We start from the raw sequence: 24112 nt of genomic DNA on the forward strand, positions 1-24112 counted from the left end.
CCAGAATGGTGGCGGTCCGGGGCCGCCCGCCTCATCGGGCGATGGTTCCGTCGTGCCGTCGTACTTTCGGCTACCCGCGGGTCCGGCCCGTCTCGTACGCCCAGATCGCGACCTCGACGCGGTTGCGGGCGCCGAGCTTGTTCATCAGGCTCGTGACGTGTGACTTCACGGTGCTGAGCGTGATGTGGTGCTCGTCGGCGATCTCGTTGTTCGTGCGGCCCCTGGCCACCGCGGCGAGGATCTGCTCCTCCCGTTCGGTGAGCGGGTCGATGGGCTGCGCCGGGGGCCGCGCGGGGCCGCCGCCCGCGAACGTGGCGAGCAGGCGGGCCGTGACGCTCGGCGCGATCAGCGCGTCGCCGCTCGCCGCGGCGTGCACGGCCTGCGAGAGCATGTCGGCGCCCGCGTTCTTGAGCAGGAACCCGCGCGCACCCGCCCGCAGCGCGGCGTAGACGTACTCGTCGAGGTCGAACGTGGTGATCACGACGACGGCCATGGGGTCGGCGACGTCCGGGCCCGCGAGGCGGCGGGTGGCCTCGATGCCGTCGACGTCGGGCATCCGGATGTCGAACAGGCACACGTCCGGCCGCAGCCGCCGGGCCATGTCGACCGCGTGCCGCCCGTCGGGCGCCTCGCCGACCACCTCGATGCCCGGCTGGGCGTTGAGGATCATGGCGAGCCCGGTCCGGACGATCTCCTGGTCGTCGGCAACCAGCACGCGGATGCTCACCGCGCCGCCCTCGGCAGCACGGCCGTCACGGCCCAGCCGCGTTCCGGTGCGGGGCCCGCCTCGCAGGTGCCGCCGAGGAGTTCGGCGCGCTCGGCCATGCCGACGAGGCCGTACCCGTGCCCGCCCGCCCGGCCCGGCGGGTCGCCGTCGTCGCGGACGGACAGGCGCACCTCGTGCTCGCCGGCGTCGACGCGCACCTCGATGCGGGTGGCGTGCCGGGCGTGGCGGTGGGCGTTGGTGACCGCTTCCTGTGCCAGGCGGTAGATCCCGGCCTGCAGCGGTGCCGGGAGGTCGTCGACGTCACCGGTCAGGGTGACCTCGACCGGGGGCGGGAGCCGGGTGAGGTCGGCGACCCGCGGGCCGGGGGAGAGGGCGGCGGGGTCGGCGCGCAGGAGGCGGACCATGCCGCGCATCTCGTCCAGCGCCCGGGCGGCCTCGGCGTCGATGACGCGCAGCGCGTCGACGGCCGCGTCCGGGTCGGTGGCCGCGGTCGCGATGCCTGCCTGCGCGCGGATCGCCATGGCGGACACGTGGTGGGCGACGGTGTCGTGCAGGTCGCGGGCGAGCCGTTCCCGTTCGAGGAGCTTCACCTGGTCGAGCTCGCGGTGCCGGGCACGCGTCCGGTACCGCACCGCGGCGCCGACCGCCATCACCGCGGACACGATGAAGAACCCGCCGACGGCGTCCCCGAGCGGGAGGAAGCCGAGCGCGGCGTCGAGCCCGAGCTTCGCGACGATGATCGCCGCCCCGAGCACCTCCTCGCGCCCGGACCCCCACCGGAACAGGGCGTAGGGCAGCAGGACGATGTAGACGAGCACGTCCTGCTGGGGGAACTCGTGCCCGACGAGCACGGGAGACACGCCGCACACCCCGAAGGCGACCGCGCACATCAGCAACGGCCGAGCCCGCCGAAACGGCAAGGTGAACACGAGCCCGGCAGCGATGGCGACGGACAACCACCGCCAGTCGAGCCCGGGCCGGAGCACCCCCTCGAGCACGGCGACGGGCACGAGCACCCCGACCAGCACCCAGTCCCACCACGCGGGCGGCGGCGCGGGCGCGGGCCGCGGCTCCCGCCACACCGCCCGGACAACCTCGAACACCGGCCCATGGTACGAGCGCCACCCCCCACCCGAACCACCCAAAAGTACGACCCCCACCCACAAGTCCCCCGCCCCCACACCTCGCGAGTCGCGCTCGCAGGCATACCGAGTTGTCAGTTTCGTGCATGTCCCGGGCGATCGCGTCTGCACGAAACCGACAACTCGGTGTGCGCGAGAGCGAGACTCGCGGGGTCTGGGGGCGGGACTCGCGGGGTCTGGGGGCGGGACTCGTGGGGGCGGGGTGTCAGCTTGGGGATGCGCCTATGCCTGTTATCGAGCGGACTTCCAGTTCGGTGGAGCGGGTGGTGTCGGCGTGGTCTCGGCTCAGCACGGTGCCCAGGTAGCCCAGCAGGAAGGACAGGGGGATCGAGACCAGGCCCGGGTTGCTCAGCGGGAAGAGGTGGAAGTCGACGCCCTTGATGATCGAGTTCGGGCCGCCGGAGAACACCGGGGAGAACACGATCAGCAGCAGGCACGAGCCGAGGCCGCCGTAGATGGAGAACAGCGAGCCGGTCGTGTTGAACCGCCGCCAGAACAACGTGTAGAGGATCGTCGGCAGGTTCGCCGACGCGGCGATCGCGAACGCCAGTGCCACCAGCGCCGCCACGTTCTGGCCGATCGCGAGGTAGCCGCCGACGATCGACAGGCAGCCGATGACCACCGCGGTGATCCGCGCGACCCGCACCTCCGCGCCCGGCTCCGGGCGCCCGTGCTTGATCATGTTGGCGTACACGTCGTGCGCGAACGACGCGGACGCGGTCAGCGTCAGCCCCGCCACGACAGCGAGGATCGTGGTGAACGCGACCGCGGCGACGATCGCGAGCAGCACCGGCCCGCCGATCTCGAACGCCAGCAGCGGCACCGCCGCGTTCTCCTTGCCCGGCGCGGCGAGGATGTCCCGCGACCCGACGATCGCGCTCGCGCCGTAGCCGATGACCAGCGTGCACAGGTAGAACAGCACCATCGCCCACGTCGCCGACAGCACGGACCGGCGGGCCTGGAAGGCGTTCGGCACCGTGTAGAACCGCATCAGCACGTGCGGCAGCGCGCCCGCGCCGAGCACCAGCGCGATCGACAGCGACACGAAGTCGAGCTTGGTCGTCCCCGTCTTCCCGTACTGCGCGCCCGGTTGCAGCACCGCGTCGCCGAGCGCGTTGTTCCGCGCGGCCCGGTCGAGCAGGTTCGTGAGGCTGTAGCCGAACTTGCCGAGCAGGAACACGGTCAGCATCAGCACGCAGAACAGCAGCAGGCCGGCCTTGATGATCTGCACCCAGGTGGTGCCCTTCATGCCGCCGACCAGCACGTAGAAGATCATGATCGCGCCGACGCCGGTGATCACCAGCGCCTGCCCGCCGCTGGAGTGCACGTCCAGCAGCAGGGACACGAGCACGCCCGCGCCGGCCATCTGGGCGACGAGGTAGAACGCGGAGATCACGAGCGTGGAGTTGGCGGCCGCCGCGCGCACCGGGCGCTGGCGCATGCGGAAGCTGACCACGTCGCCCATGGTGAACCGGCCGACGTTGCGGAACCGCTCCGCGATCAACAGCAGCGGGATCAGCCATGCGACAAGAAAACCGATGGAATAGAGAAATCCGTCGTATCCGTGGACGGCGATGGCACCCGCGACCCCGAGAAACGACGCGGCGGAAAGGTAGTCGCCGGACAGCGCCACGCCGTTCTGCATGCCGGTGAACGCGCCGCCCGCCGCGTAGTAGTCGGCGGTCGTGGTGTTCCTGCTGCTCACGCGGTACACCACGAAGAGGGTCACCGCGACGATGACCAGGAATATGCTGATGTTCAGCGCGGCGTCACCGCTCATGATCTCTTTCTCCTGCCGCGCGGCGCAGCGCTGCGATCTTCGGGTCGACGTTTTTCCTGGTGAACCGCGCGTAGGCGAGCATGATGGCCACGGTGGTGACGAACTGGGACAGCCCGAGCAGCAGGCCGACCGTGACGCTGCCGGTGACCCGGTGTGCCATGAACCCCGGCGCGTACGCCGCCAGCAGGACGTATGTCAGGTACCACGCGAGGAACAGCGCGCTGGCCGGGAACACGAACCGGGCGAGCCGCCGCCGGACGAGCACGAAGTCGGGGTGCTCGCGAATGGCCGCGAAGTCGGGCGGGCCATCCTGTGCGGCGGCAGGCGCGTTCGCCGGAAATTCCGCGTCGAACGCCTCGAATGCCACATATTCTTCCGCTTCCGGGGCACGCGTGTGGGAAGAGGCGTGAGTCATGGGAATCCCTTTCGCGACCGGGGCGGCGATCGAAAGCGTAACCACGAGGTCAAGACCCGAGGTGTGAAAGTAACCGAAAGGTGCGGCAATGGGAAAACTGATCGGCGTTCAGCAACGCACGGTGTTCGGCCGGTGGCGTAATCGGTGCTTGAACAATATGTGACGCTTTACCTAAGTTGGCTGGTGCCTTGTCGGGTACGGGGCGTGCCCGTGAACAGTGACCCCCTGGGGGAGAGGTGCATCGCGTGAACCCGCCCCACGAGAACCCGTCCGGCACGACGTGGTGGTCAGCTGCCGTTCAGTGGCGCAACTGGCCGCTGCTCGTCAAGCTCGGCGTCGTCCTCGTCGTGCCGGTGGTCGGTGCGCTCGTGCTCGGTGTGCTGCGCGTGCGCGCGGACGTCGAGCTGGCCGAGTCCTACGCCAGCATCGAACGGGTCGCCGAGGTGCGCGTGCAGCTCGTGCGGGTGCTGTCGGCGTTGCAGCACGAGCGGAACGAGGCCGTCGGCGACGGGAAGCAGCTCGCCGAGGCCACGGCGGCGACCGACGCCGCGATCCGGGACGTGACCGACGTGATCGGCGCGACCTCCGGTGACCAGCAACGGATCGGCGCCTCGTCGGACTACCGCGACCTGGTCGGCGCGCTCGGCTCGCTGGTCGCCGCACGCGGTCAGCGGGCCGCGAACGGCGACGGGCTCGTCGTCCTCGGCGGCTACAACGCCGTCACGAGCGCGGTCCTGGAGTTCGACCGGTCGCTCGTCGGCCGGTTCCCCGACGAGGACCTGACCGACACGTCGATCGCGCTCGGCGAGCTGCAGTCGGTGCGCGAGCAGGTCTCGCTGCAGCAGGCGATCGGCAGCCTCGCGCTGCGCGACGACCGGCTCTCCGGCGCGGCGCGGCAGATGATGGTCGAGGCCGGTGTCCGGCTCGACGACCAGCTCGGCGACTTCCGGTCGGTGGCGCCGCCCGCGCTGCGCGAGCGCTACGACACGACCGTGACCGGCCAGGACGTGACCGCGCGCCAGCAGATGGTGGACGCCGCCCGGACCATGGGCCCGGCGCAGGCGCGGTTCACGGCGGAGCGGTGGAACGCCGTCTCCGACACCACGATCGGCCAGCTCACCGAGGTCACGCAGCTCGCCGCGGGCGACCTGCGCGCCACGGCCGACGACCTCGCCGAGAGCATCAGCGACCGCGCGGGCCTGGAGTCGGTGCTGCTGCTGGCGATGGTGCTGCTCGCCGCAGGCGTCGGCGGCGGCCTCGGCCGCTACCTGGTGCGCTCGTTCACGGTGCTGCGCCGCTCCGCGCTCGAGGTGGCGAACGAACGCCTGCCCGCCGCCGTCGCGAGCATCCGCGCGGGCGACGAGCGGAACGCCGTGCTGGAGCCGGTTCCGTTGCACACCACCGAGGAGTTCGGGCAGCTCGCGCGCGCGTTCGACGCGGTGCAGGACCAGGCGGTGCGGTCGGCGGCCGAGGAGGCCGCGCTGCGCGCCAACCTCGCGAACATCTTCACCAACCTCTCCCGCCGCAGCCAGGGCCTGGTGGAGCGGCAGCTGCGGTTGATGGAGCAGCTGGAGCAGAAGACCGACGACCCCGACCAGCTGGCGAGCCTGTTCAAGATCGACCACCTGGCCACCCGGATGCGGCGCAACAACGAGAACCTGATGGTGCTGTCGGGCACCGGCACGCTGCGGCGGTTCACCGAGCCGGTGCCGCTGCCCGACGTGCTGCGCGCCGCGATCTCCGAGGTGGAGCACTACGAGCGGGCGATCGTGCGGTCCGCGCCGGACGTGCGCGTCGTCGGGTACGCGGCGGGCGACCTGATCCGCTCGGTGTCCGAGCTGATCGAGAACGCCACCGCCTTCTCCCCGCCGGACTCGGTGGTCGCCATCGAGAGCAGGCTGCGCGGCGACGGTTCGGTGATGGTCGACGTGCTCGACGACGGCGTCGGCATGGGTGCGGCGGAACTGCGCGAGGCCAACCACCGCGTCTCCGGCGGGGGCGGGGTGGACGTGCCGATCTCGCGGCAGATGGGCCTGTTCGTGGTCGGCAGGCTGACCGCGCGGCACGGCGTCCGGGTGCGGCTCTCGCCGCGTGCCGAGGGCGGGCTGTGCGCGTCGGTGCTGGTCCCGGCCGCGCTGGTCGGCGCGGCCGAGCCTGCGCTGGTGTCCGCGTCGGTCCCCGCGGCGGTGGCGGTGTCGCAGGACGACGTGGCGGGCAGGCTCGAGTCGGCGGGGATCTCGGTGCGGCTCCCGGAGCTGCCACAGGCGACCACGCCCGCGTCGATCCTGTTCGCCGCGAGCACCCCGGCGACGATCAGCGGCACCGGGTTCGGGTGGCTGAACACCCCGCCCGGCGGGACCCCGCAGATCGCCGCCGGGGCACCGGTCGCCGAGGCGGGCCCCGACGGCCTGCCGAAGCGGGTGCCGAAGGGACAGCTGCTCGCGCCGCCCGCGCGGCCGCAGCCGTCCACCGGCGCGAAACGTGACGCCGCACGGGCACGCGGCTTCCTGAGTGGTTTCCAGTCGGGTGTCCGTAGAGGGGAGTCGGAGTCATGACCGCGACGCATGCCGACCGGCAGCAGATGGGTCAGTTCGGGTGGCTGGTCAACAACTTCGTGGACAACACGCCCGGGGTCGCCCACGCGGTGGTGGTGTCGGTCGACGGGCTGCTGCTGACCGCGTCGGTGCGCCTGCCGACGGAACGCGCCGAGCAGATGGCGGCGATCGCGGCGGGCATCGTCAGCCTGAACCTCGGCGCCGCGAAGGTGCTCGGCGCCGAGTCGGTGGTGCGCGCGGTCGTGGAGATGGACGCGGGCGCACTCCTGCTGACGTCCATCCGGGACGGTTCGTGCCTCGCGGTGCTCGCCGTTCGCGATTGCGACATCGCGCAGGTCGCCTACGAGATGACGGTGCTCGTGGACCAGGTCGGCCAGATCCTCACCCCGCAGCTGCGGGCCGCGCTGGCCGCGGGCTGACGCCCCGCCAGGGAGCTGTCATGACCGACGACGATGACAGAGCCGCCGAGTCGACCTTCGCCGACGTGCTCAACGGGCTGACGATGGGCGCCGCCCGGCCACGCAAACGTGCGCGCGCCCCGGATCCCGGGCCCCGGCACGAGTCGCCACGACCGGCGCCGCAGGCCGAGGAGGCGGCGCCGGCCGGGGAGAACGCCGCGAGCGTGCGCGCCTACGCGTGGACCGCGGGGCGCACGAGGTCGAGCGGCAGGCTGGAGATCGAGACGCTCATCGTCACCGCGCCGCGTGCCGAGGAGCTGTTCCACACCATGCGCAGCGAGCACCAGGCGGTGGCCCGCGTGTGCAGGCAGACCCGGTCCGTCGCGGAGATCGGCGCGCTGCTGCGGTTGCCGATCGGTGTGGTGCGCGTGCTCCTCGACGACATGGCCGGTCTCGGGCTGGTCACCGTGCACCACAACCGCGTCGAGGCCGACGAGGGGCCGGACGTGGAGCTGATGCAACGCGTGCTGCGCGGGCTGGCGAACCTGCGGGTCTGACCGCTTCGCGCAGGGGTTCGGCACAATGACCGGCATGTGGACCCTGACCGACGTCGAGCACGCGTGCCGGGCGAGCTGGGGCGTGGACACGTGCGACCCGGTCGACCGCGCGGAGTGGCACCCCGGCAACCCCGCGCGCGGGCAGTGCGGCGTGACCGCGCTGGTGCTGCACGACCTGTTCGGCGGCGAGCTGGTGCTGGGGGAGGTGCGGGTCGCGGGGGAGCGGACCGGCGTCCACTGGTGGAACCGCTTCGGCGCCGGGCTCGAGGTCGACCTCACCCGTGACCAGTTCCGCCAGGACGAGGAGGTCGTCGGCGGTCAGGTGGTCGAACGGCCGCCCGGACCACCGAAGCGCTGCCGCGCGGAGTACGAACTGCTCCGCGACCGCGTCCTGCGCCTGGCTACGGCACCGCCCACCACGAGTCCAGGCGCGGCACCGGCTCCGTCGAGCCACGCAGCGTGCGGCTGATCCGGAACAGGAACGCCGCGATCCCGGCCGCGCCCTGCATCCAGCCGACCCCCGGCGGCAGCAGCGGCTCGGGGTTGCGGTGCTCGACGAACCGCCAGCAGGCGTGCGGTCCGGCCATGATCGCCCGCTCCACCAGCGCGTCGGCCAGCCGCACCGCGAACTCCAGGTCCTCGGGGTCACCGCCGCGGCACCACGAGTCCAGGAACACGTCCCCGACCCCGGCCGTGCCGCAGCAGCGGCCGTCGTTGTCCCAGAAGCCCGGCCGCAGCCGCTCCGGCACGCCCGACCTGCGCACACCCTCCAGCGCCCGCCGGTGCCACACGAGCGGCGGCTCGCCCGCCACGGAGGTGACCCCGGCCCGCTCCAACGCCACGTACAGCAGGGACGTCCCGGTCCCGCCGTGGCACCACCCATGAGCGACGGGTTCGCCGACCTCGGGGATCCGGCGCGGCACGGTGTAGCCGTCGCCCAGCGACAGCAGGTGTTCCGCGCCCCGGGTCGCGGCCGTCACGAGGTCCGGGCGGTCGAAGCGGACACCGGCCACCGCCAGTGCGCTCGCGATCCCGGCCACGCCGTGGGAGAAGTTCGGCAGCCACACCATCTCGTCGGTGCGGAACCGCCGTGGCACGAACGCCCAGTCGAGCCCGGTCGGCACCTCCTCGGCCTCCGCCATGAGCACGTCCGCCGCCAGCGCCGCCAGCTCGCGGGCGTCCGACCACACGGCGGCGAGCAGGATCCCGGCCGTGCCGAGCACCACGTCGGTCACCCGGACACCGGGCAGGAACGTCGGCGGGTCGAACCCCGTCTGCGGCCACCCGTCCGGGGTCGCCAGGTCGACAAGCCGGGACACCGCCGGGGACGGGTCCTCGCCGAGTGCCGTCAGCACCCCGATCGCGCTGACCAGCCCGTCGAAGAAGTTGTAGTCGGTCGCATGCGGCACCCCGGCGCTCACCTGCGCGGCGATGGCAGCGGCCAGCCGCGACTCCTCGTCGGTCCACGGCCGCGACCGGCGGATCTCCGCGAGCACGTAGGCGAGCCCGCCGATCCCCGAGTGCATGCCGTCCCGGTAGGCCGGGTCCGCTTGCGTGCCCGGCGACTCCGGGATCGACACGACGTCGTCCCACCGCACCTGGCTGAGCACCCACCGCCACGCCGCGTCGGCGACCCGCAGGTACGGCATCAGGACAGCCGCGTTCTGAGCAGGTCGAGCACCGCCGGGGCGTCGACGCCCACGCACACGTTCACGGGCGGCCGCCCCTGCCACGCCGCGGGGGCGGCGTCGTCGGTGTTGCCGAGGCTCGGCCACGTCTTGCCGCGGCTGATGCCGTGCGTTTCCACGCGCACCGGCCACCGCTGCGTGCGGAACAGGTGCGGGGCCAGCACGTACGCGACCGCGCTCGGGTCGTGCAGGTAGATGCCGTCCACGTCGCTGACCTTCGCGAGGAAGTCGCGGTACAGCGGGATCGCCTGCGCGAGCATGCGCGCGGTCGCCGTGTCCCGCGCGGTCAGCTCGTCGATGCCCGCGTCCGGCAGCACCACCTCGTGCGTGACGTCCAGGCCGACCATCGTCACCGGCCACCGCGCGCCGAACACGACGTCCGCCGCCTCCGGGTCGTTCCACATGTTGGCCTCGGCGGCCGGGGTCGCGTTGCCCGGGCCGAGCGCGTTGCCGCCCATGACGACGACCTGCTCGACGAGCGTGTCCAGGTCCGGCCGCAGCCGCAGCGCCAGCGCGAGGTTGGTGAGCGGCCCGATCGCCAGCACCGTCGCGCCCGGCGCCTCCCGGCACAGGAACTCGGCGGCGCTGATGTCCAGCGCCGCCCGGGTGGGCGCCACCAGCTCGCCGCCGTCGCCGAGGCCGTCCTCGCCGTGGACGTGCGGGATCGCACCCAGGTAGTCCATGGCGATGGGCGCGGCGGCGCCCCGTGCGACCGGGATGTCCGCGCGGCCCGCGACGTCCAGCAGCGTCAGCGCGTTGCGGGTCGCCACCTCGACCGTCACGTTGCCGAACACGGTCGTCAGCCCGGCCACGTCCAGTTCGGGGGAGGCGAGCGCGGCGAACAACGCGATCGCGTCGTCGATGCCGGGGTCGGTGTCGATGATCAGGCGCGTCACGGCCTCACGTTACCGTGATCAGCTCCACCCCGAGGAGGCTCGCGACCGCCTTCAGCTCCGCCAGCCGGTGGCCGGTGCCGAGCGCCCAGTGGTGCCCGACACCGCTCGCGGACCAGTCGTCGGTCCACTCGCCGGGGTCGCGCCCGAAGTCGACGCGGCTGGTGGTGTTGCCGATCTTCATGTGCGGCCCGTCGGCGACCGTGCCCTCCGCGGCGACCAGCGTGTACCGGCCGTCGCGGGTCTGGCCGACACCCAGCAGCGTGACCGGTCCGGTGGCCACGTCGAACTCGACCGACACGCCCCAGCCACGCTTGCCGTGGAACACGCCGAGGCCGCGCAGCAGCGGTTTCTTCGCCGAGATCGCCAGGTGCGCCGGCCCGTCGTGGCCCATCTCGACGTGCCCGCGGGTGAAGTCGAGCGCCTGGAACTCGGTGAACGAGCCGCCCGCGCCGAGCACGTCCATGATCAGCATGGCGAGGCTGGTGCGCAGCTCGTACTCGCCGGCCGCCGGGATGCCCCGCGCCGTGAGCAGGCTCGCGCCGAGGATCATGCCCGCGCCCAGCCGCTCGTGCTGCTCGCCGTTCAGGCCGCGGTGGTAGTAGGCGAGGCTGTCCAGGTCGAAGTCGTCGACCAGGCGGTCCAGGCCGACGGACACCTTGGCGCCCCACGCGAAGTCCTCGTCGTCGACCGACTCGGTCACCTCGAACACCTCGCGCGCCGCCGCCACGCGCGCGGCCACGTCGGCGTCGGTGACCTCCTCGACCCGCACCCGCAGGTCGTCGAACTCCAGCACCTCCACGTGCCCGCCGAAGTGCGCGTTGACCATCGCGAGGTCGGTCGACACGTCGTACATGCCGGGGTAGAGGTGCCCCATGAGCCCGTGCCTGCCGTGCCGCAGCACCTTCCGCACACTCGCCGCCTTGATCCACGCGCCGATCCGCGCCCACGCCCGCTCGTCCCGCAGGTAGCCGGACACGCTGCGGAACTCGATGCCCGCACGGGTGAACGCGTTCGCCATCTCCGGCAGCGGGCACGCGCCGCAGTACGCCAGCCACTGCCCGGTGTCGAACGTGGCGTGGTCCATCGACTCCGTGGGCTGCAGGTTGATCAGCAGCACCGGCGCGCCACTGCGCTGCGCGACCGGCATGAGCATGGTCGCGGTCAGGTAGGTGGTGAGGAACCCGACGATCAGGTCGCAGCCCGCCTCCCGCAGCCGCTCCGCGGCCTTCGCGCCCTCCTGCGCGTCGGAGATGAACCCGACGTCGACGATCTCGGCGTCGTAGCCCTTGATCCGCTCACTGACGTACCGCGACGACTCCTGCAGCGTCGGCAGGAGGTCCGGGAACTGCGGCCAGTACGCGCCGAGCCCACCCGCGATCAGGCCGATCCTGGGGCGCCTGTTGGTCATGGTTCTCCTCCTCAGCCGATCCGGAAGTCGGCGACACGGATCGGCGACGGCGTGGTGCCGGTCGAACGTTGTTGGTACAGCACGGAAAGCACGTCGCCGGCGAGGTCGACGTTCACCTCGCCGAAGACGTTCATGCCCGGCCGGTCGTACAGCACGGTCCAGTCCGTCCAGCCGCTCGCCTCGGACGCGGCCACGATCCGGCCGTAGGGCATGACGAGGTAGGCGTTGTCGTCCCGGTCGAACACGATCCGGGTGCGGCCGGTGGCGTTCGGCGGGACGGGCACCTCCTGCTTGGTCCAGACGCCGTTCTTCTTGGTCAGGTGGAACGTGCGGGCCCAGCGGGTGCGGTCCGCGGCGTAGCTGGTGACGCACTGGGTGAACCGGCCCGGCACGTAGCTGATGACCACGTGCGGCGTGCCGGTCGAGTCGACGGCCTGGCTCTCCTGGTTCATCAGGCCGTGGTCGGGGTCGAGCGGGTCGACGACCAGGTTGGGGTCGACGGCGACGGGTGTCTGGACCCGCGTGCCGTCGTCGCGGTGCCAGGTGCGGCCGCGGTCGTCGCTGTAGACGTAACCCGTGTCGTGGTTGGTGAGGCCGCCGGGGTTGCAGAGGACCTCGGCGTTGCCTTCGCGCCAGGTGAACGCGGCGTGCAAGCGGCCGCCCGGGCCGTAGGTGAGGCCGTGCAGGTACATGTTGCGGGTGGTGCTGACCACGCCGTTCGGGCCGGTGTAGCTGCCGGTCGCCGACGTCCACCTGCCGAGCTTGCGCCAGGTGCCGTCGTACTCGGCCAGCTCGAGCGTGCCGTTGCCGGAGCCGCCGGTGCGGTAGCTCAGCTGCAGGTTCTTCTCGGGCGTGACGAGGAACCGCGGGTAGCTGATGCCGCCGAGATCGACGCCGTCCAGCGTGCGCCGCACCGGGCCGAAGTCGGCGATCGACCACTGTGGACGGTCCACCACGCCCGCCGTGGACTTCACGTAGAACACCGGCGTGTTGTGGGTGTCCATCGCGACGTGCAGGCGGCCGTCACGCGGCGAGACGCCGAGCGAGATCACGTTGTGCGAGTCGTTGGCCGACAGCCGGTGCGGCAGCACGACCTTCTGCCACGTGGCCGTGCCGGTCTTGCGGCGCGCCACCACCGCGCTCCGGTCGGCCGTGTACCACGTCGCGTACTGGAACGCGCCGTAGGTCAGGATCGGGTCCTGCGCGAACGACTCGTTGTTGACCAGCCCGTCGTAGGACACGAAGTACAGCGCCGCCGGGTCGAGCTGGGTGTCCCGCAGGAGGCGCACCGCGGGACCCGCGACCGGTTCGGCGGCGACGGTCGTCGGCACCACCATAAGAAGCGCCGCGAACAGGACACCCAGTTTTCTCATCTCATGCTCCCCAACCGGCGGCGGCGCCGTCCTTGCGGTCTTCGCGGAGCTTCTCGAAGTGCCCCGACCGCCGGTAGGCGGCGATCGGGTCGGGGTCGATGCCCATGTCCTCGCGCAGCTCGGCTAGCAGGGGGCGCACGTCGGTGGCGAACGCGTCGGTCAGCACCGCGTTGGCCGCGAGGACGTCCCCGTCCTGCTGCGCGGCCCGCAGCGCGTCCTGGTCGACCAGCAGCGCCTTCGCGGTCGCCTCCTGCACGTTGAGCACGGACCGGATCAGCGCCGGGATCTTCGGCTCGATGTTGTGGCACTGGTCGAGCATGAACGCGACACCGGCGCTCGCGTCGAGCCCGCCGCCCAGCACGATCTCCACCATGATCCGGAACAGCTGGTACGGGTCGGCGGCGCCCACCATCAGGTCGTCGTCGGCGTAGAACCGCGAGTTGAAGTGAAACCCGCCGAGCTTGTCGCGGTGCAGCAGGAACGCGACGATGAACTCGATGTTCGTGCCGGGGGCGTGGTGCCCGGTGTCCACCAGCACCTTGGCGCGCTCGCCGAGGTCGGCGCAGTGCGCGTAGCTGGTGCCCCAGTCCGGCACGTCCATCGTGTAGAACGCGGGCTCGAACAGCTTGTACTCGATGAGCATCCGCTGGTCCCCGGACAGCCGGTCGCGCACCGCGTGCAGGGCTTCGGAGAGCCGTTCCTGCCGCGCGCGGATCGAGTCCTGGCCGGGGTAGTTCGTGCCGTCGGCGAACCACAGCGACAGGTCCCGCGACCCGGTCACGTTCATGATGTCGACGCACTCCAGGAGGTGGTCGAGCGCCTTGCGCCGGACCGCCTCGTCCGGGTTGCAGACGCTGCCGAGCCGGTAGTCGTCCTCCTGGAACACGTTCGGGTTGATCGCGCCCAGCTCGATGCCGCGCTCCTTCGCGTGCTTCGCGAGGTCGCCGTAGTCGTCGACCCGGTCCCACGGGATGTGCAACGCGACGGACGGCGCGACCCCGGTGAACCGGTGCACGGTGGCGGCGTCGTCGACCTTCTCGTAGGCGTTGCGCGGCACCCCCTCCTGCGCGAACACCTTGAAGCGGGTGCCGGAGTTGCCGTACGCCCACGACGGGGTCTCGATGTGCTGGGTGCGGAGCGCCGCCTTGACGGCTGACTGGTCGATCATCGGTTCTCCTAGTCGAGGTGGAAGACCTCGGTCAGTGGCGTGATGCCTTCGTCGGGCGCGCCGTCGAGCCCTGCGAAGAACGGCGCCATCTCGGTCTGCCACCGGGTGTTCACATCGCGCGCCGCCATCCCGGCGAGCGCCGCGTCGAGGTCGTCGGTCTCGAAGTAGCCGACCAGCAACCCGTCCTGCCGGAGGAACAGCGAGTAGTTCCGCCAGCCCGTCTCGCGCAGCGCCGCCAGCATGTCCGGCCACACCTCGGCGTGCCGCCGCCGGTACTCCTCGATCCGGTCTTCGCGGACCTTGAGGAGAAAGCACACCCGCCGCATCAGCCCACCCCCGTCCGCCCGGTGCCGCGAAAGGCGCGTCGGCGGCACCCCTTTCGCGGCATGGGCATCAGAAGTCGAAGTCGTCGATGTTGCCGGCGTTGAAGTTGGTCGGCGGGCCGAGGATGATCTCGCCGTTCTTGCCGATCTCCCGCTCGCCGAGCTTGCCCGCTTTCAACGTTTCACCCTCGGCGCCGCTGATCTGCCCGGACGCGAGGGCCGCTGCCGCGTACCCGGCCAGGTACCCCAGCTCCACCGGGTTCCACAGCGCGAACTCGGTCACCGTGCCGTCCTTGATGAACTGCCGCATCTGGTTCGGCGTGCCCAGGCCGGTCAGCTTGACCTTGCCCTTGTACGGCGACGACGACAGGTACCGCGCGGCCGCCGAGATCCCGACCGTGGTCGGCGAGATGATGCCCTTCAGGTCCGGGATGGACTGCAGCAGACCCTGCGCCTCCTGGAACGACTTCTGGTCGTCGTCGTCCCCGTAGGCGATCTTGACCAGCTCGATGTCTTTGTACTCCGGCTTGGTCAGCTCGTCCTTCATGAACTCGATCCAGGTGTTCTGGTTCGTCGCGTTCGGGGTCGCCGACAGGATCGCGATCTTGCCCTTGCCGCCGATCTGGTCGGACATCAGCTTCACCTGCGACCGGCCGATCTCCTCGGAGTCGGCCTGGTTGACGAAGATCTGCCGCGCGTCCGGCGCCGCGTCGGAGTCGTAGGTCACGACCGCGATGCCCTTGCTCATCGCGTCCTTCAGCGCGGGCGCGACCGCGTTCGGGTCGTTGGCCGCGATGACGATCGCGTCCTGCTTCTGCTGGATCAGCGTGTTGATGTAGGACACCTGCGAGGACGCCGACGCGTCCGACGGCCCGACCTCCTTGCCCGTGCCCTTCAGCTCCGTGACCGCGTCGATGCCGCCCTCGTCGACCAGCACCTCGTACGGGTTGTCGATCTCCTTCGGCAGGAAGGTGATCTTCAGGCCCTCCTTGACCGGGGCGTTCGGGTCCGCCTCCTTCGCGGTCGCGCCCGCGCCGTCGCCCGCGGCGGCGTCAGACCCCTTGGTGGTCCCGCCGCAGCTCGCCACCAGCGTCAGCGCCAGTCCGGCGCTCAGCGTCCACAACAGACGGTTCGAGCGGAGCATCTTTGGTCCTCCTCGGTTTGAACACGACCGGGACGAGCACGGAGAGGATCAGTAGCAGTCCCGTGATGACGTTCTGGATCTCGTTGCTGACATCGTCGAGGAACAACACGTTGCGCAGGCCGGCCATGGCCAGCAGCGCGGTCGCGACCCCGAGCACGGTGCCGCGGCCGCCGAAGATCGACACCCCGCCGAGCAGCACCGCGGCGACCGCGACCAGCTCCATGCCGTTCGCGTTGTCGGCGCGGGCGCTGTTGTAGCGGAGGGTGTAGATCAGCGACGCGACCGCCGCCAGCCCGCCGGAGAGCAGGTACAGCCCGAACTTGATCCGGTTCACCCGGATGCCGGAGAACCGCGCGGTCTCGGTGCCGAGCCCGATCGCGTACAGGGACCGCCCGACCGTCGTGGCGTGCACCATGACCGCGATCAGCGCACCCACCACCAGCACCAGGATCGTCGCGTACGGCAGGAACGTGCCCGGGACCGAGTCGGTCGCGAACGGGCGGTAGTTCTCCGGGAAGCCGGTCACCGCGCGGTCGCCGAGCAGCACGTACGCCAGGCCGCGGTAGAGCCCCAGGGTGCCGATCGTGACCGCGAGCGACGGCAACCCGAACCGCACGACCAGCACCGCGTTGACCGAGCCGAGCGCCACCCCGGCGAGGACCACGAGCGGCACGATCGTCTCGAACGACATGCCCGCGTCCCACAGCGTGCCGGTCAGCGCGGAACAGAACCCCAGCGTGGACGCCACCGACAGGTCGATCTCGCCGGTCAGCACGATCGGCAGCAACGCGAACGCGAGCAGCGCGACCTCGCTGTAGTCCAGCAGCAGGAAGCTGATGTTGCCCTGCTCGGCGAACCCGTCGCTCGCCGAACCCACGGCGAACACCCCGACGCAGAGCAGCAGGAGAACGCTCTCCCAGCGCAGCAACCGGTCAAGCACGGCGCACCGCCCTCTCGGCCCGTAGTCGTTCCGCGAGGCGCACCATGAACGCCCGGTCCAGTGAGATCGCGACCAGCAGGGCGGCGCCGTCGACCGCGCGCTGCCAGAACGCGGGCACGCCGAGGATCGGCAGCGCGCTGGTGATCGTGGTCAGCAGCAGCGCCCCGAGCACCGCGCCCAGCACGGTCCCGCCGCCGCCGAAGATCGCGACCCCGCCGACCACCACCGCCGCGACCACGGCCAGCTCGCGGCCGGTGCCGACGGAGGCGTTGATGGTGCCGAAGTACGCGGCGTGCATGACCCCGCCGAGCCCAACCAGCCCGCCGGAGATCACGAACGCGGAGAACACCCGCCGCCCGGTCGGGATGCCGTCCAGGCGCGCGGCGTCCGGGTTGGACCCGATCGCGTACAGCTCGCGGCCCGCGCGGAAGTTGTGCAGCGCGTACGCGGTGATCGCGAGGACCACCAGCGTGATCAGCGTGAGGTTCGGGATGCCGAGCAGCGAGCCGCTGCCGAGGTCGAGGAAGCCCTGCGGCATCTGGTAGGCGTTGATCTGGGTGGTGTTCGTGCCGGACGCCCACGCGTAGTCGATGCCGCGGAACACGTACAGCGTGCCGAGCGTGACCACCAGCGCTGGCACCTTGGCGATCGCCACCAGCGCGCCGTTGATCGCCCCGCACACCGCGCCGAGCCCGATCCCCGCCAGTACGACCACGACGACCGGCAGGTCCTTGTCCACGAGGAACAGCTGCCCGGACAGGTACGCGGTGAGCCCCATGACCGAGCCGACGGACAGGTCGATGTTGCGGGTGATCACCAGCAGCGCCTGCCCGATGGCGAGCAGCCCGATGATCGACGCGTTCAGGAACAGGTCGTGGATGCCCTGCCCGGACAGGAAACTGGGCCGCGCGATGGTGGCGGCCCCGACGACCGCCACGAGCGCGACGACGATCCCCAGCTCACGCCCGGCGAAGGCGGACTCCCTGGCGGACGGCTTGATCACCCGCCACCCCCGGCCACCCGGCGCCTTGCACAGCACCGCCGCCGTGCGGTCATGACGCACCTCCCGTCGCGGCCTGCAGCACCGACTCCTCCGTGGCGTCCTCCTTGGACAGCTCCGCGGTCAGGCGTCCCTCGTGCATCACCAGCACGCGGTCGGCCATGCCCAGCACCTCCGGCAGCTCGGAGGAGATCATCAGCACCGCGATCCCGGCCGCCGCGAGCTCCGCCAGCAGCGCGTGCACCTCGACCTTCGCGCCGATGTCGATGCCGCGCGTCGGCTCGTCCACGATCAGCACGTCCGGTTCGGTCGCGAGCCACTTGCCCAGCACGACCTTCTGCTGGTTCCCGCCGGACAGCGTCGCCACCGGGTCGGCCAGCCGCCGCCGTTTGACCCGCAGCCGGTCGGCCCACTTCGCCGCGAGCGACCGCTCCCGCGACCTGCTCACCAGGCCCCACCGCGACACTGCGCCCAGCCGGGGCAGCGTGGCGTTCCGCTCGATCGACAGGTCCAGCACCAGGCCCTGCTCACGCCGGTCCTCCGGCACCATCGCCACCCCGGCCCGGATCGCGGCCCTCGGATCGCCCAGCGGCAACCGCCTGCCGTTCACCGACACCTGACCGGAGTCCAGCGGGTCGACGCCGAAGATCGCCCGCGCGACCTCCGACCGGCCCGACCCGACCAGCCCGGCGAGCCCCACGATCTCCCCGCGCCGCACGGAGAACGACACGTCCGCGAACACCCCGGCCCGCGTCAGGCCCGTCACGACCAGCGCCTCGTCCCCGGCCTCCGTGTCCTGCGACGGGTACAGCTGCGCCACCGACCGGCCGACCATGCTGCGGACCAGCGTGTCCCGGTCGATCTCGGCCATGGGGGAGCTCGTCACCAGCGACCCGTCGCGCAGCACGGTCACGCGGTGGCAGATCTCGTACATCTCCTCCAGCCGGTGGGAGATGAACAGCAGCGCGGCGCCGTTCTCCGCGAGCCGCCGCGCCACCCGGAACAGCCGCGCCGCCTCCACAGTGGACAACGCGGCGGTCGGCTCGTCCATCACGATGATCCGCGCGTCGGCCGACAGCGCCTTGCCGATCTCGATGATCTGCTGGTCGGCGATCGACAGGCCGCGGGTGACCCGGCCCGGTTCGATGGGCACGCCGAGCGACTCGAACAGCTCGGCGGCCTTCGCGTTCATGGCGGCCCGGTCGATGCGGCGGAACGACCGCAGCGGCTGGCGGCCCATGAACACGTTCTCCGCGACCGTGAGGTCCGGGAACTGGCTCGGTTCCTGGTGGATGACCGCGATCCCGTGCCGCTGCGCGTCGCGCGGGCCCGCGAACTCGACGGGCTCGCCGTCGACGAGCACCACGCCCGCGTCCGGGCGGTGCTCGCCGCCGATCGTCCGCACCACGGTGGACTTGCCCGCCCCGTTCTCGCCGGCGAGCCCGTGGACCTCGCCGGCGTGCAGTTCCAGGGAGACTCCCCGCAACGCGTGGACCGCGGCGAACGACTTGTGGACATCGCGTAGCTCGAGTAGCGGGGGCACCTTTGCCGTCACGCGCTCACCGCCTGCACGGGTTCGTGAAACGTTTCAGGCAACGTAGCCGAGCGCTGGTGAGCGCGTCAAGACACCAGGATTGACACGTTTCAATAGCGGGACGGGGAGCGTGCCTACACTCGGCCGCGTGACCGTCACCCTCGACGACCTGACCACCGACCCGCACCCCGTGCTGGCCCGGCTCCGCGCCACGTCGCCGGTCGCGTGGGTGCCGGTCCTCGACGGCTGGCTGGTCACCGGCTACGCGCTGGCCCAGCAGGTGATGCGGGACGCGGCGACGTTCACAGTGGACGATCCGCGCTTCTCCACGGCGACGGTCGTCGGCCCGAGCATGCTGTCACTCGACGGCCCGGTGCACGCCCGGCACCGGGACCCGTTCGTGCCACCGTTCCGCCCGGCGCCGGTGCGGGATCGTTACGCGGCGTTCGTCGCCACGTCGACAAAGCACTTGATCGACGACCTCTTGCCGCGTGGCTCGGCGGAGCTGCGGGCGGAGTTCGCGGGCCCGCTGGCGCTGGCGGTCGTGGCGGACGCGCTCGGCCTGACCGGCGTCGACCCGGCCGCGGTCCGCACGTGGTATGCCGCGCTGGTCGACTCGGTGTCGGCGGTGACGGCGGGACAGCCACCGACGGAGGCGGGCGCCGCGGCGTTCCGCGAACTGGGGGAGAGCGTCCTGCGCACCATCGCCGACCCGGCAGCGGACTCCCTGCTCACCGGCATCGACCTCGCACCGGACGAGGTCGTCGCGAACACGGCGGTGCTCATGTTCGGCGGCATCGACACCACCGAGAGCATGATCGCCAACCTGGTCCTGCACCTCCTCACACACGACGACGCGCTCACCGCCATCCGCGCCGACCGCACCCTGCTGCCGAACGCCATCGAGGAGTCCCTGCGCTACGAGCCGGCCGCGTCGGTGGTCGACCGCTACGCGACCCGCGACGTGACACTGGCAGGCGCCGACATCGCGAAGGGCGACCTGGTGCGCGTGTCGATCGCGGGCGCCAACCGCGACCCCGAGGTGTTCCCGGCCCCGGACGTGTTCGACATCCGCCGGGACAACGCTCGCGCCAACCTGGCGTTCGCACTGGGCCCGCACTTCTGCCTGGGCGCCCGCCTGGCACGCGCGGAGGCGGAGATCGCGATGACCGCGCTGCTGGACCGCCTGCCGCGGTTGCGCCTGGCGGAACCGACCGCACCGTCCGGGTTGGTGTTCCGCAAGCCGCCGACCCTCAAGGTGCGCTGGGACTGACGGCGTTCGGTGTGGTGGGGGAGCGTTGACGGTGTTGCTGCCAAGGTTGATGCTCGCGGGCGTCGACGCTGAGGGTGGGCACTGACGGCGGCTGCTGTTGGCGTGGTGGGAGCGTCGACGGTGCTCGATCGGCTGCCCGGGGTCGGTGTGGCGAGCGTCGGTTTCGGGAAGCTGTTGGCGTTCGGGGTGTGGTGGGGTTTTGATGGCGAGTCTGGCGGGACATCGCCGCCACGGACACGCCGGTCCGGTGGCGGTGACCTGCCGGGTGCTGGGCTTCTCCACGCAGGCGTTCCACCAGTGGGAAACGTGACCCAGTGTCCCGGGGTGTCGGGACGACGCGCACCTGACGAACGCCGCCGGGCCAGCCGGGCGTGACAACCTGGTCGACCGGAACCGCACCGCGTCGAAGGTCGAAGTGAGGTGTGATCGCCCTGTGAACGCCACGGTCGTGCACTCGGACAGGGACGGGTCGGCGCGTGTGGCGACAACGCTGCGATGGACCTGGATCGAGAAGACCTACCGCCGACGACGCCGACAGGGACGCCTCGGCCGACTCGCCCCGGTCGCCGTCCACACTGCCGCACACCACCACACCCCGACCGTCAACCACAGTCTGGGCAGTCCCCGGAGGCGCTGAGGGGTTGTTGGTGTGGCTGTCGGGGGTTGGGTCCGGTTGGGTTGTTCCCGGAAGTCGTCGGTGCTCGGGTGGGGGTTCGGTGTGGGGTGCGCTGGCGGTGTTGTTGGTTGGGTTGTCGGGTTGGTTCTGGGGGGGGGCGGTTGGGGTTGGTTTCGAAGCTGTCGGTGCTCGGGTGTGGTGAGCTGGTGATGGCTTTGATGCCGGGAGGCGCTGAAGGGTTGTTGGTTGGCTGCCGGGGGTTGGGTCCGGGTGGGGTTGGCTCCCGGAAGTCGTCGGTGCTCGGGTGGGGGTTCGGTGTGGGGCGCGCTGGCGGTGTTGTTGGTCCGGTCGCCAGGGTTGGGTGGGGGTGCCGGTGGGGTCTGGTTCCTGAGGCAGTCAGCGCTCGGGGTGTCGTGGGCCAGGGGTGGCTTGGCGCGGTGCTGGATCGCCTGACTGTTGCTCGGGCGGTGTGGGTGCTCGGGGTGTGGCGGGGCTGTTGCTGGGCGGCGGCGGCCGCCTGCGTACGCGGGGCACGTCAACGGGGCTCATGGGGTGTTCGGGGTGGCCGCGATGACGCAGACGACCGCCGGTGTGAGGGTCAGGTGCTCTGTGCGGAGGTCGGTGAAGCCGGACTCGGTGAGCAGGGTGCGCAGTTGTTCGCCTGCCGCGTCCGTGGTCACGCCCGGGCAGCGCGGTTGGGTGGCCAGTGCGATCCGGCCGCCCGGGCGCAGGCGCTCGCGCAGCTCGCGCAGTCGGTCGGCCGGTTCCGGCCAGAACCCGATCGAGTTCACGGCCAGGACGACGTCGAGCTTTTCCGCGAAGTCCGGCAACCGGGCCACGGACGTGCACGTGACCGTCACCCGCTCGCCGAGGCGTTTGCGGGCCCGGCGCACCATCAGGTCCGAGTGGTCGATGCCGTGGACGTGCCTGCTGCGCTGCGCCAGCTCGGCGAGGGCCACGCCCGGGCCGAAGCCGATCTCGAGCACCCGGTCGTCCGGGCCCACGTCCAGCAACGACACCACCCACCGGTTGCGCTGTCGGTTGGAGCCGCGGTGGGCCATGACCCACCCCGACACCCGGCCGCCGACACCCCTCGGCCGCCCGAACTGGCTGATCATCCACTGTTTGAACGTCATGGGCCCAGCCAACGACTTCAAGTACCCTTGACGTCAACATGCTGACCATCGGTGAACTCGCCAAGGCGACCGGTGTCGCGACCTCCGCGTTGCGGTACTGGGAGGAGCTCGGCGTCCTCCCCGCGCCCGAACGGGTGGCGGGCAGGCGGCGTTACCCGCCGTCGACGGTCGACCTCGTGGGGGAGGTCCTCCTGTTGCGGGACACGGGCTACACCCTCCGCGAGGTCAGGCAGGTCATGACCCGGCGCGGCTCGTGGCGCGAGCTGGCGGAGCGGAAACTCGCCGAGCTGGACGAGCGGATCGCGAAGGCCCAGGCGGCGCGCACCGCCATCGCCCACGGGCTGGCGTGCACGCACCCGGACGTCCGCGAGTGCCCCACGTTCATCCGCGGCCGCGCCAAACGCCTCGCCGGCGCCTCCCTGGAGGAGGCCCACGGACACTAGGGTAATGCGACGACCCTGGTGTTCTGGAACGACTCCTGCAGCCACCGCCCGTGCCGCTTCACCATCACGTTGGTGTTGCGTGACAACGAATCCGGCCTGCACTCCGTCGCGGGTGGCACGAGCTGGCACGAGGTCCGCACGATGACCGCGAGGTCCGGTCCGGCGAACCGGACGTGCTCGTCGAGCGTGCGCAGCCTGGTGTGGTCGATGTAGGTGTCGAAGTAGTACTGCATGCCCTCGGCGATGCCCTGTCGTGTGCGCAGGTGGTCGCCGTTGAACGTCACGACGTCCCCGTCCGGCGTGAACGTCGCGGCGAACGCGGCGCCGTCCTCCTCGTACCAGGCGTCGCTCTGCTGCTGGAGGATCCGTGCGAACGCGGCGCGCGGGTCCTCGCCCTTCGCCGCCGCGGGCGCGGCCGCCGTCGCGGTCGCCAACGCCACCGCCGCGAGTACCGTCAACCATCGCATGTCCTTGCCCCTTCCTGTGGTGTGCAAGGAAGTTACGGCGCCGGGGCATGCGTTGTCGTCCACCTGGGGTTGGAACTTGGCGCGCTCGGGGTACGACCTGGGTCAGCGATGCCAGAGGTACAGGGCCATCCCGCACAGTACGAGGGCCACCATGCTCGACACCGTGCGCACCGTGTTCCACCGCCGCCAGCGCGGGGCGAACTCGGCCCAGCCGAGCGACCCGGCCTCCAGCGCGTTGTTCATCGGCACGTTGACGCGCCCGGTGACGGCCAGGCAGCCGAGCAGGTAGACGGCGGCGGCCGCGAGGCACAGCAGCGCAGGCGTCGTCTCGTCGAGCCCCAGCAGCAGGAACCCGGTGGCGGCCGCGGTGAGCAGCGGCCCGGCGAACGTCGCGAGGAACCTCGGGTTGACGATCACGACGTTCAGGCCGCGCATGGCCGCGGCGGCCTGCTCGGCGTCGACGCGGTCGAGTCCGGGCACGACCGAGTTCGAGTACGCGAAGAAGACGCCGTGCACCGCGCCGAGCAGGACGAGGTTCACGAGCGCGACGACGAGGGTCAGTGCCACCATGGCCGGTCACGCTACGCGGTCGGATCCGCCTGGCGGTACCGGAATGGACGCGCGGGCAGGTTCCCTGGACGACCGGTGCTCACGCGGCGCGCATGGCCGCCAGGAACAGCACCTGCTGGTTGCCGTCGACCCACGTGATGTCCTGCTTGATCGCCCGGATGCGCCACCCGTCGCCGCTTCTGGTCAGGCGGAAACCGTACGTGCCCCCGACCGTCCACAGTGGAGATCCGTGCGGGTTGGTGAGCCGGTGCACGCCGACGACGTTCGCGGTGGCGGTCGCGGTGTCCCCGGCCACGTCGACGAGGACGTTCGTGATCAGGTGCTGGGTCGCCTCGAGACCGTCCATGGTGCGGCGCCAGGAACCCTGCTTGCCGGTGGCGAGCAGCTCGTCGACGCCCGCCTCCTGCGGTTCGCCGCCCCACAGCGCCGTGTAGTCGGTGTGGACGACGTCGGTGAAGAGCGCTTTCAGCCCGTCCCAGTCCCGCCGGTCGAGGCACCAGCCGAACCGGGTGACGACGTCGGTGACGGCGGCGCGGTCTGCGAGGTCCATGCCACCTAG

General features: G+C 71.4%; 24 protein-coding genes and 1 pseudogene. 7 read left to right on the forward strand and 18 right to left on the reverse strand.

Annotated features, from left to right (window positions below; genetic code table 11):
* Positions 1 to 70: 70 nt before the first annotated feature.
* From ACYQ77_RS07570 to ACYQ77_RS07585, 4 genes are all read right to left on the reverse strand, one after another.
* A complete protein-coding gene (locus ACYQ77_RS07570; protein WP_459708793.1) occupies positions 71 to 727 on the reverse strand; it encodes a response regulator in 657 nt (218 codons plus the stop codon).
* On the reverse strand, positions 724 to 1830 hold the full coding sequence (locus ACYQ77_RS07575) for a sensor histidine kinase (protein ID WP_459708795.1): 1107 nt from the start codon (positions 1828 to 1830) through the stop codon (positions 724 to 726). The genes ACYQ77_RS07570 and ACYQ77_RS07575 overlap by 4 nt, the downstream gene beginning before the upstream one ends.
* Positions 1831 to 2074: 244 nt before the next feature.
* Positions 2075 to 3649, reverse strand: a complete 1575-nt coding sequence (locus ACYQ77_RS07580) for a solute symporter family protein (protein WP_459708797.1) — start codon at positions 3647 to 3649, stop codon at positions 2075 to 2077.
* Positions 3639 to 4016, reverse strand: coding sequence for a DUF485 domain-containing protein (locus ACYQ77_RS07585; RefSeq protein ID WP_459708798.1), 378 nt, complete (start codon positions 4014 to 4016; stop codon positions 3639 to 3641). Before ACYQ77_RS07585 ends, ACYQ77_RS07580 begins: the two co-directional genes overlap by 11 nt.
* 293 nt (positions 4017 to 4309) lie before the next feature.
* Between ACYQ77_RS07585 and ACYQ77_RS07590 the strand changes: the two genes are divergently transcribed.
* The 4 genes from ACYQ77_RS07590 to ACYQ77_RS07605 are packed head-to-tail and all read left to right on the forward strand — an operon-like array spanning position 4310 to position 8043.
* Positions 4310 to 6619 carry a sensor histidine kinase gene (locus tag ACYQ77_RS07590; RefSeq protein WP_459708800.1) on the forward strand — a complete coding sequence of 770 codons (2310 nt, stop codon included), beginning with the start codon at positions 4310 to 4312 and terminating at the stop codon, positions 6617 to 6619.
* Positions 6616 to 7038 carry a roadblock/LC7 domain-containing protein gene (locus ACYQ77_RS07595; RefSeq protein WP_459708802.1) on the forward strand — a complete coding sequence of 141 codons (423 nt, stop codon included), beginning with the start codon at positions 6616 to 6618 and terminating at the stop codon, positions 7036 to 7038. The genes ACYQ77_RS07590 and ACYQ77_RS07595 overlap by 4 nt, the downstream gene beginning before the upstream one ends.
* A gap of 20 nt (positions 7039 to 7058) precedes the next feature.
* The gene (locus ACYQ77_RS07600) at positions 7059 to 7574 is read left to right on the forward strand and encodes a DUF742 domain-containing protein (protein WP_459708804.1); all 516 of its coding nucleotides are present in this window, start codon (positions 7059 to 7061) and stop codon (positions 7572 to 7574) included.
* A gap of 34 nt (positions 7575 to 7608) precedes the next feature.
* The gene (locus ACYQ77_RS07605) at positions 7609 to 8043 is read left to right on the forward strand and encodes a YunG family protein (protein WP_459708806.1); all 435 of its coding nucleotides are present in this window, start codon (positions 7609 to 7611) and stop codon (positions 8041 to 8043) included.
* Here ACYQ77_RS07605 and ACYQ77_RS07610 read toward each other — a convergent pair.
* The 10 genes from ACYQ77_RS07610 to ACYQ77_RS07655 all read right to left on the reverse strand — a co-directional run bounded on the left by ACYQ77_RS07610 (position 7976) and on the right by ACYQ77_RS07655 (position 19069).
* Positions 7976 to 9223, reverse strand: a complete 1248-nt coding sequence (locus ACYQ77_RS07610; RefSeq protein WP_459708808.1) for a lanthionine synthetase LanC family protein — start codon at positions 9221 to 9223, stop codon at positions 7976 to 7978. The two genes, ACYQ77_RS07605 and ACYQ77_RS07610, sit on opposite strands and share 68 nt — an antisense overlap.
* Positions 9223 to 10158: a nucleoside hydrolase gene (locus ACYQ77_RS07615; RefSeq protein ID WP_459708810.1), complete on the reverse strand. Its 936-nt coding sequence runs from the start codon at positions 10156 to 10158 to the stop codon at positions 9223 to 9225. Before ACYQ77_RS07615 ends, ACYQ77_RS07610 begins: the two co-directional genes overlap by 1 nt.
* A 4-nt stretch (positions 10159 to 10162) precedes the next feature.
* Complete coding sequence (locus ACYQ77_RS07620; protein ID WP_459708811.1) at positions 10163 to 11566, reverse strand: arabinose isomerase; 1404 nt, start codon at positions 11564 to 11566, stop codon at positions 10163 to 10165.
* An 11-nt stretch (positions 11567 to 11577) separates the two neighbouring features.
* On the reverse strand, positions 11578 to 12939 hold the full coding sequence (locus ACYQ77_RS07625; RefSeq protein WP_459708813.1) for a BNR repeat-containing protein: 1362 nt from the start codon (positions 12937 to 12939) through the stop codon (positions 11578 to 11580).
* Between the two features lies 1 nt (position 12940).
* On the reverse strand, positions 12941 to 14107 hold the full coding sequence (rhaI, locus tag ACYQ77_RS07630) for an L-rhamnose isomerase (protein WP_459708814.1): 1167 nt from the start codon (positions 14105 to 14107) through the stop codon (positions 12941 to 12943).
* Between the two features lie 8 nt (positions 14108 to 14115).
* Positions 14116 to 14433: an L-rhamnose mutarotase gene (locus ACYQ77_RS07635; RefSeq protein ID WP_459708816.1), complete on the reverse strand. Its 318-nt coding sequence runs from the start codon at positions 14431 to 14433 to the stop codon at positions 14116 to 14118.
* 67 nt (positions 14434 to 14500) lie between these two features.
* On the reverse strand, positions 14501 to 15574 hold the full coding sequence (gene rhaS / locus ACYQ77_RS07640) for a rhamnose ABC transporter substrate-binding protein (RefSeq protein WP_459708818.1): 1074 nt from the start codon (positions 15572 to 15574) through the stop codon (positions 14501 to 14503).
* Entirely contained in the window at positions 15483 to 16514 is a 1032-nt protein-coding gene (locus ACYQ77_RS07645; protein ID WP_459708820.1) for an ABC transporter permease, read from the reverse strand. The genes rhaS and ACYQ77_RS07645 overlap by 92 nt, the downstream gene beginning before the upstream one ends.
* Complete coding sequence (locus ACYQ77_RS07650) at positions 16507 to 17517, reverse strand: ABC transporter permease (RefSeq protein ID WP_459708822.1); 1011 nt, start codon at positions 17515 to 17517, stop codon at positions 16507 to 16509. Before ACYQ77_RS07650 ends, ACYQ77_RS07645 begins: the two co-directional genes overlap by 8 nt.
* A gap of 49 nt (positions 17518 to 17566) precedes the next feature.
* A complete protein-coding gene (locus ACYQ77_RS07655) occupies positions 17567 to 19069 on the reverse strand; it encodes a sugar ABC transporter ATP-binding protein (protein ID WP_459708824.1) in 1503 nt (500 codons plus the stop codon).
* Positions 19070 to 19196: 127 nt separating this feature from the next.
* Here ACYQ77_RS07655 and ACYQ77_RS07660 point away from each other — a divergent pair, with 127 nt between their 5' ends.
* Both ACYQ77_RS07660 and ACYQ77_RS07665 read left to right on the forward strand, forming a co-directional pair.
* On the forward strand, positions 19197 to 20321 hold the full coding sequence (locus ACYQ77_RS07660) for a cytochrome P450 (RefSeq protein WP_459708825.1): 1125 nt from the start codon (positions 19197 to 19199) through the stop codon (positions 20319 to 20321).
* A 438-nt stretch (positions 20322 to 20759) separates the two neighbouring features.
* Positions 20760 to 20958: pseudogene (locus tag ACYQ77_RS07665) on the forward strand (hypothetical protein); the annotation flags it as partial.
* A gap of 524 nt (positions 20959 to 21482) precedes the next feature.
* Here ACYQ77_RS07665 and ACYQ77_RS07670 read toward each other — a convergent pair.
* Complete coding sequence (locus ACYQ77_RS07670) at positions 21483 to 22073, reverse strand: class I SAM-dependent methyltransferase (protein WP_459708827.1); 591 nt, start codon at positions 22071 to 22073, stop codon at positions 21483 to 21485.
* Positions 22074 to 22111: 38 nt separating this feature from the next.
* Between ACYQ77_RS07670 and ACYQ77_RS07675 the strand changes: the two genes are divergently transcribed.
* Positions 22112 to 22516 (forward strand): MerR family transcriptional regulator, encoded by a 405-nt coding sequence (locus ACYQ77_RS07675; RefSeq protein ID WP_459708829.1) that lies wholly within the window; start codon positions 22112 to 22114, stop codon positions 22514 to 22516.
* Here the strand turns inward: ACYQ77_RS07675 and ACYQ77_RS07680 are convergent.
* The 3 genes from ACYQ77_RS07680 to ACYQ77_RS07690 form a co-directional block, all read right to left on the reverse strand.
* The gene (locus tag ACYQ77_RS07680; RefSeq protein WP_459708830.1) at positions 22513 to 22983 is read right to left on the reverse strand and encodes an SgcJ/EcaC family oxidoreductase; all 471 of its coding nucleotides are present in this window, start codon (positions 22981 to 22983) and stop codon (positions 22513 to 22515) included. The two genes, ACYQ77_RS07675 and ACYQ77_RS07680, sit on opposite strands and share 4 nt — an antisense overlap.
* A gap of 102 nt (positions 22984 to 23085) precedes the next feature.
* Complete coding sequence (locus ACYQ77_RS07685; protein WP_459708833.1) at positions 23086 to 23553, reverse strand: anthrone oxygenase family protein; 468 nt, start codon at positions 23551 to 23553, stop codon at positions 23086 to 23088.
* A 79-nt stretch (positions 23554 to 23632) separates the two neighbouring features.
* Positions 23633 to 24103 carry a nuclear transport factor 2 family protein gene (locus tag ACYQ77_RS07690; RefSeq protein WP_459708835.1) on the reverse strand — a complete coding sequence of 157 codons (471 nt, stop codon included), beginning with the start codon at positions 24101 to 24103 and terminating at the stop codon, positions 23633 to 23635.
* Between the last annotated feature and the right edge of the window lie 9 nt (positions 24104 to 24112).

This window comes from Actinophytocola sp. KF-1, from assembly GCF_054661535.1.

Excerpts from the sequence above, each read along its gene's own strand:
- rhaI (WP_459708814.1), bottom strand. The coding sequence starts at position 14,107 with ATGATCGACCAGTCAGCCGTCAAGGCGGCGCTCCGCACCCAGCACATC.
- ACYQ77_RS07625 (WP_459708813.1), bottom strand. The coding sequence starts at position 12,939 with ATGAGAAAACTGGGTGTCCTGTTCGCGGCGCTTCTTATGGTGGTGCCG.
- ACYQ77_RS07675 (WP_459708829.1), top strand. The coding sequence starts at position 22,112 with ATGCTGACCATCGGTGAACTCGCCAAGGCGACCGGTGTCGCGACCTCC.
- ACYQ77_RS07595 (WP_459708802.1), top strand. The coding sequence starts at position 6,616 with ATGACCGCGACGCATGCCGACCGGCAGCAGATGGGTCAGTTCGGGTGG.
- ACYQ77_RS07600 (WP_459708804.1), top strand. The coding sequence starts at position 7,059 with ATGACCGACGACGATGACAGAGCCGCCGAGTCGACCTTCGCCGACGTG.
- ACYQ77_RS07605 (WP_459708806.1), top strand. The coding sequence starts at position 7,609 with ATGTGGACCCTGACCGACGTCGAGCACGCGTGCCGGGCGAGCTGGGGC.
- ACYQ77_RS07610 (WP_459708808.1), bottom strand. The coding sequence starts at position 9,223 with ATGCCGTACCTGCGGGTCGCCGACGCGGCGTGGCGGTGGGTGCTCAGC.
- ACYQ77_RS07580 (WP_459708797.1), bottom strand. The coding sequence starts at position 3,649 with ATGAGCGGTGACGCCGCGCTGAACATCAGCATATTCCTGGTCATCGTC.
- ACYQ77_RS07680 (WP_459708830.1), bottom strand. The coding sequence starts at position 22,983 with ATGCGATGGTTGACGGTACTCGCGGCGGTGGCGTTGGCGACCGCGACG.
- ACYQ77_RS07670 (WP_459708827.1), bottom strand. The coding sequence starts at position 22,073 with ATGACGTTCAAACAGTGGATGATCAGCCAGTTCGGGCGGCCGAGGGGT.
- ACYQ77_RS07690 (WP_459708835.1), bottom strand. The coding sequence starts at position 24,103 with ATGGACCTCGCAGACCGCGCCGCCGTCACCGACGTCGTCACCCGGTTC.
- rhaS (WP_459708818.1), bottom strand. The coding sequence starts at position 15,574 with ATGCTCCGCTCGAACCGTCTGTTGTGGACGCTGAGCGCCGGACTGGCG.
- ACYQ77_RS07635 (WP_459708816.1), bottom strand. The coding sequence starts at position 14,433 with ATGCGGCGGGTGTGCTTTCTCCTCAAGGTCCGCGAAGACCGGATCGAG.
- ACYQ77_RS07685 (WP_459708833.1), bottom strand. The coding sequence starts at position 23,553 with ATGGTGGCACTGACCCTCGTCGTCGCGCTCGTGAACCTCGTCCTGCTC.
- ACYQ77_RS07620 (WP_459708811.1), bottom strand. The coding sequence starts at position 11,566 with ATGACCAACAGGCGCCCCAGGATCGGCCTGATCGCGGGTGGGCTCGGC.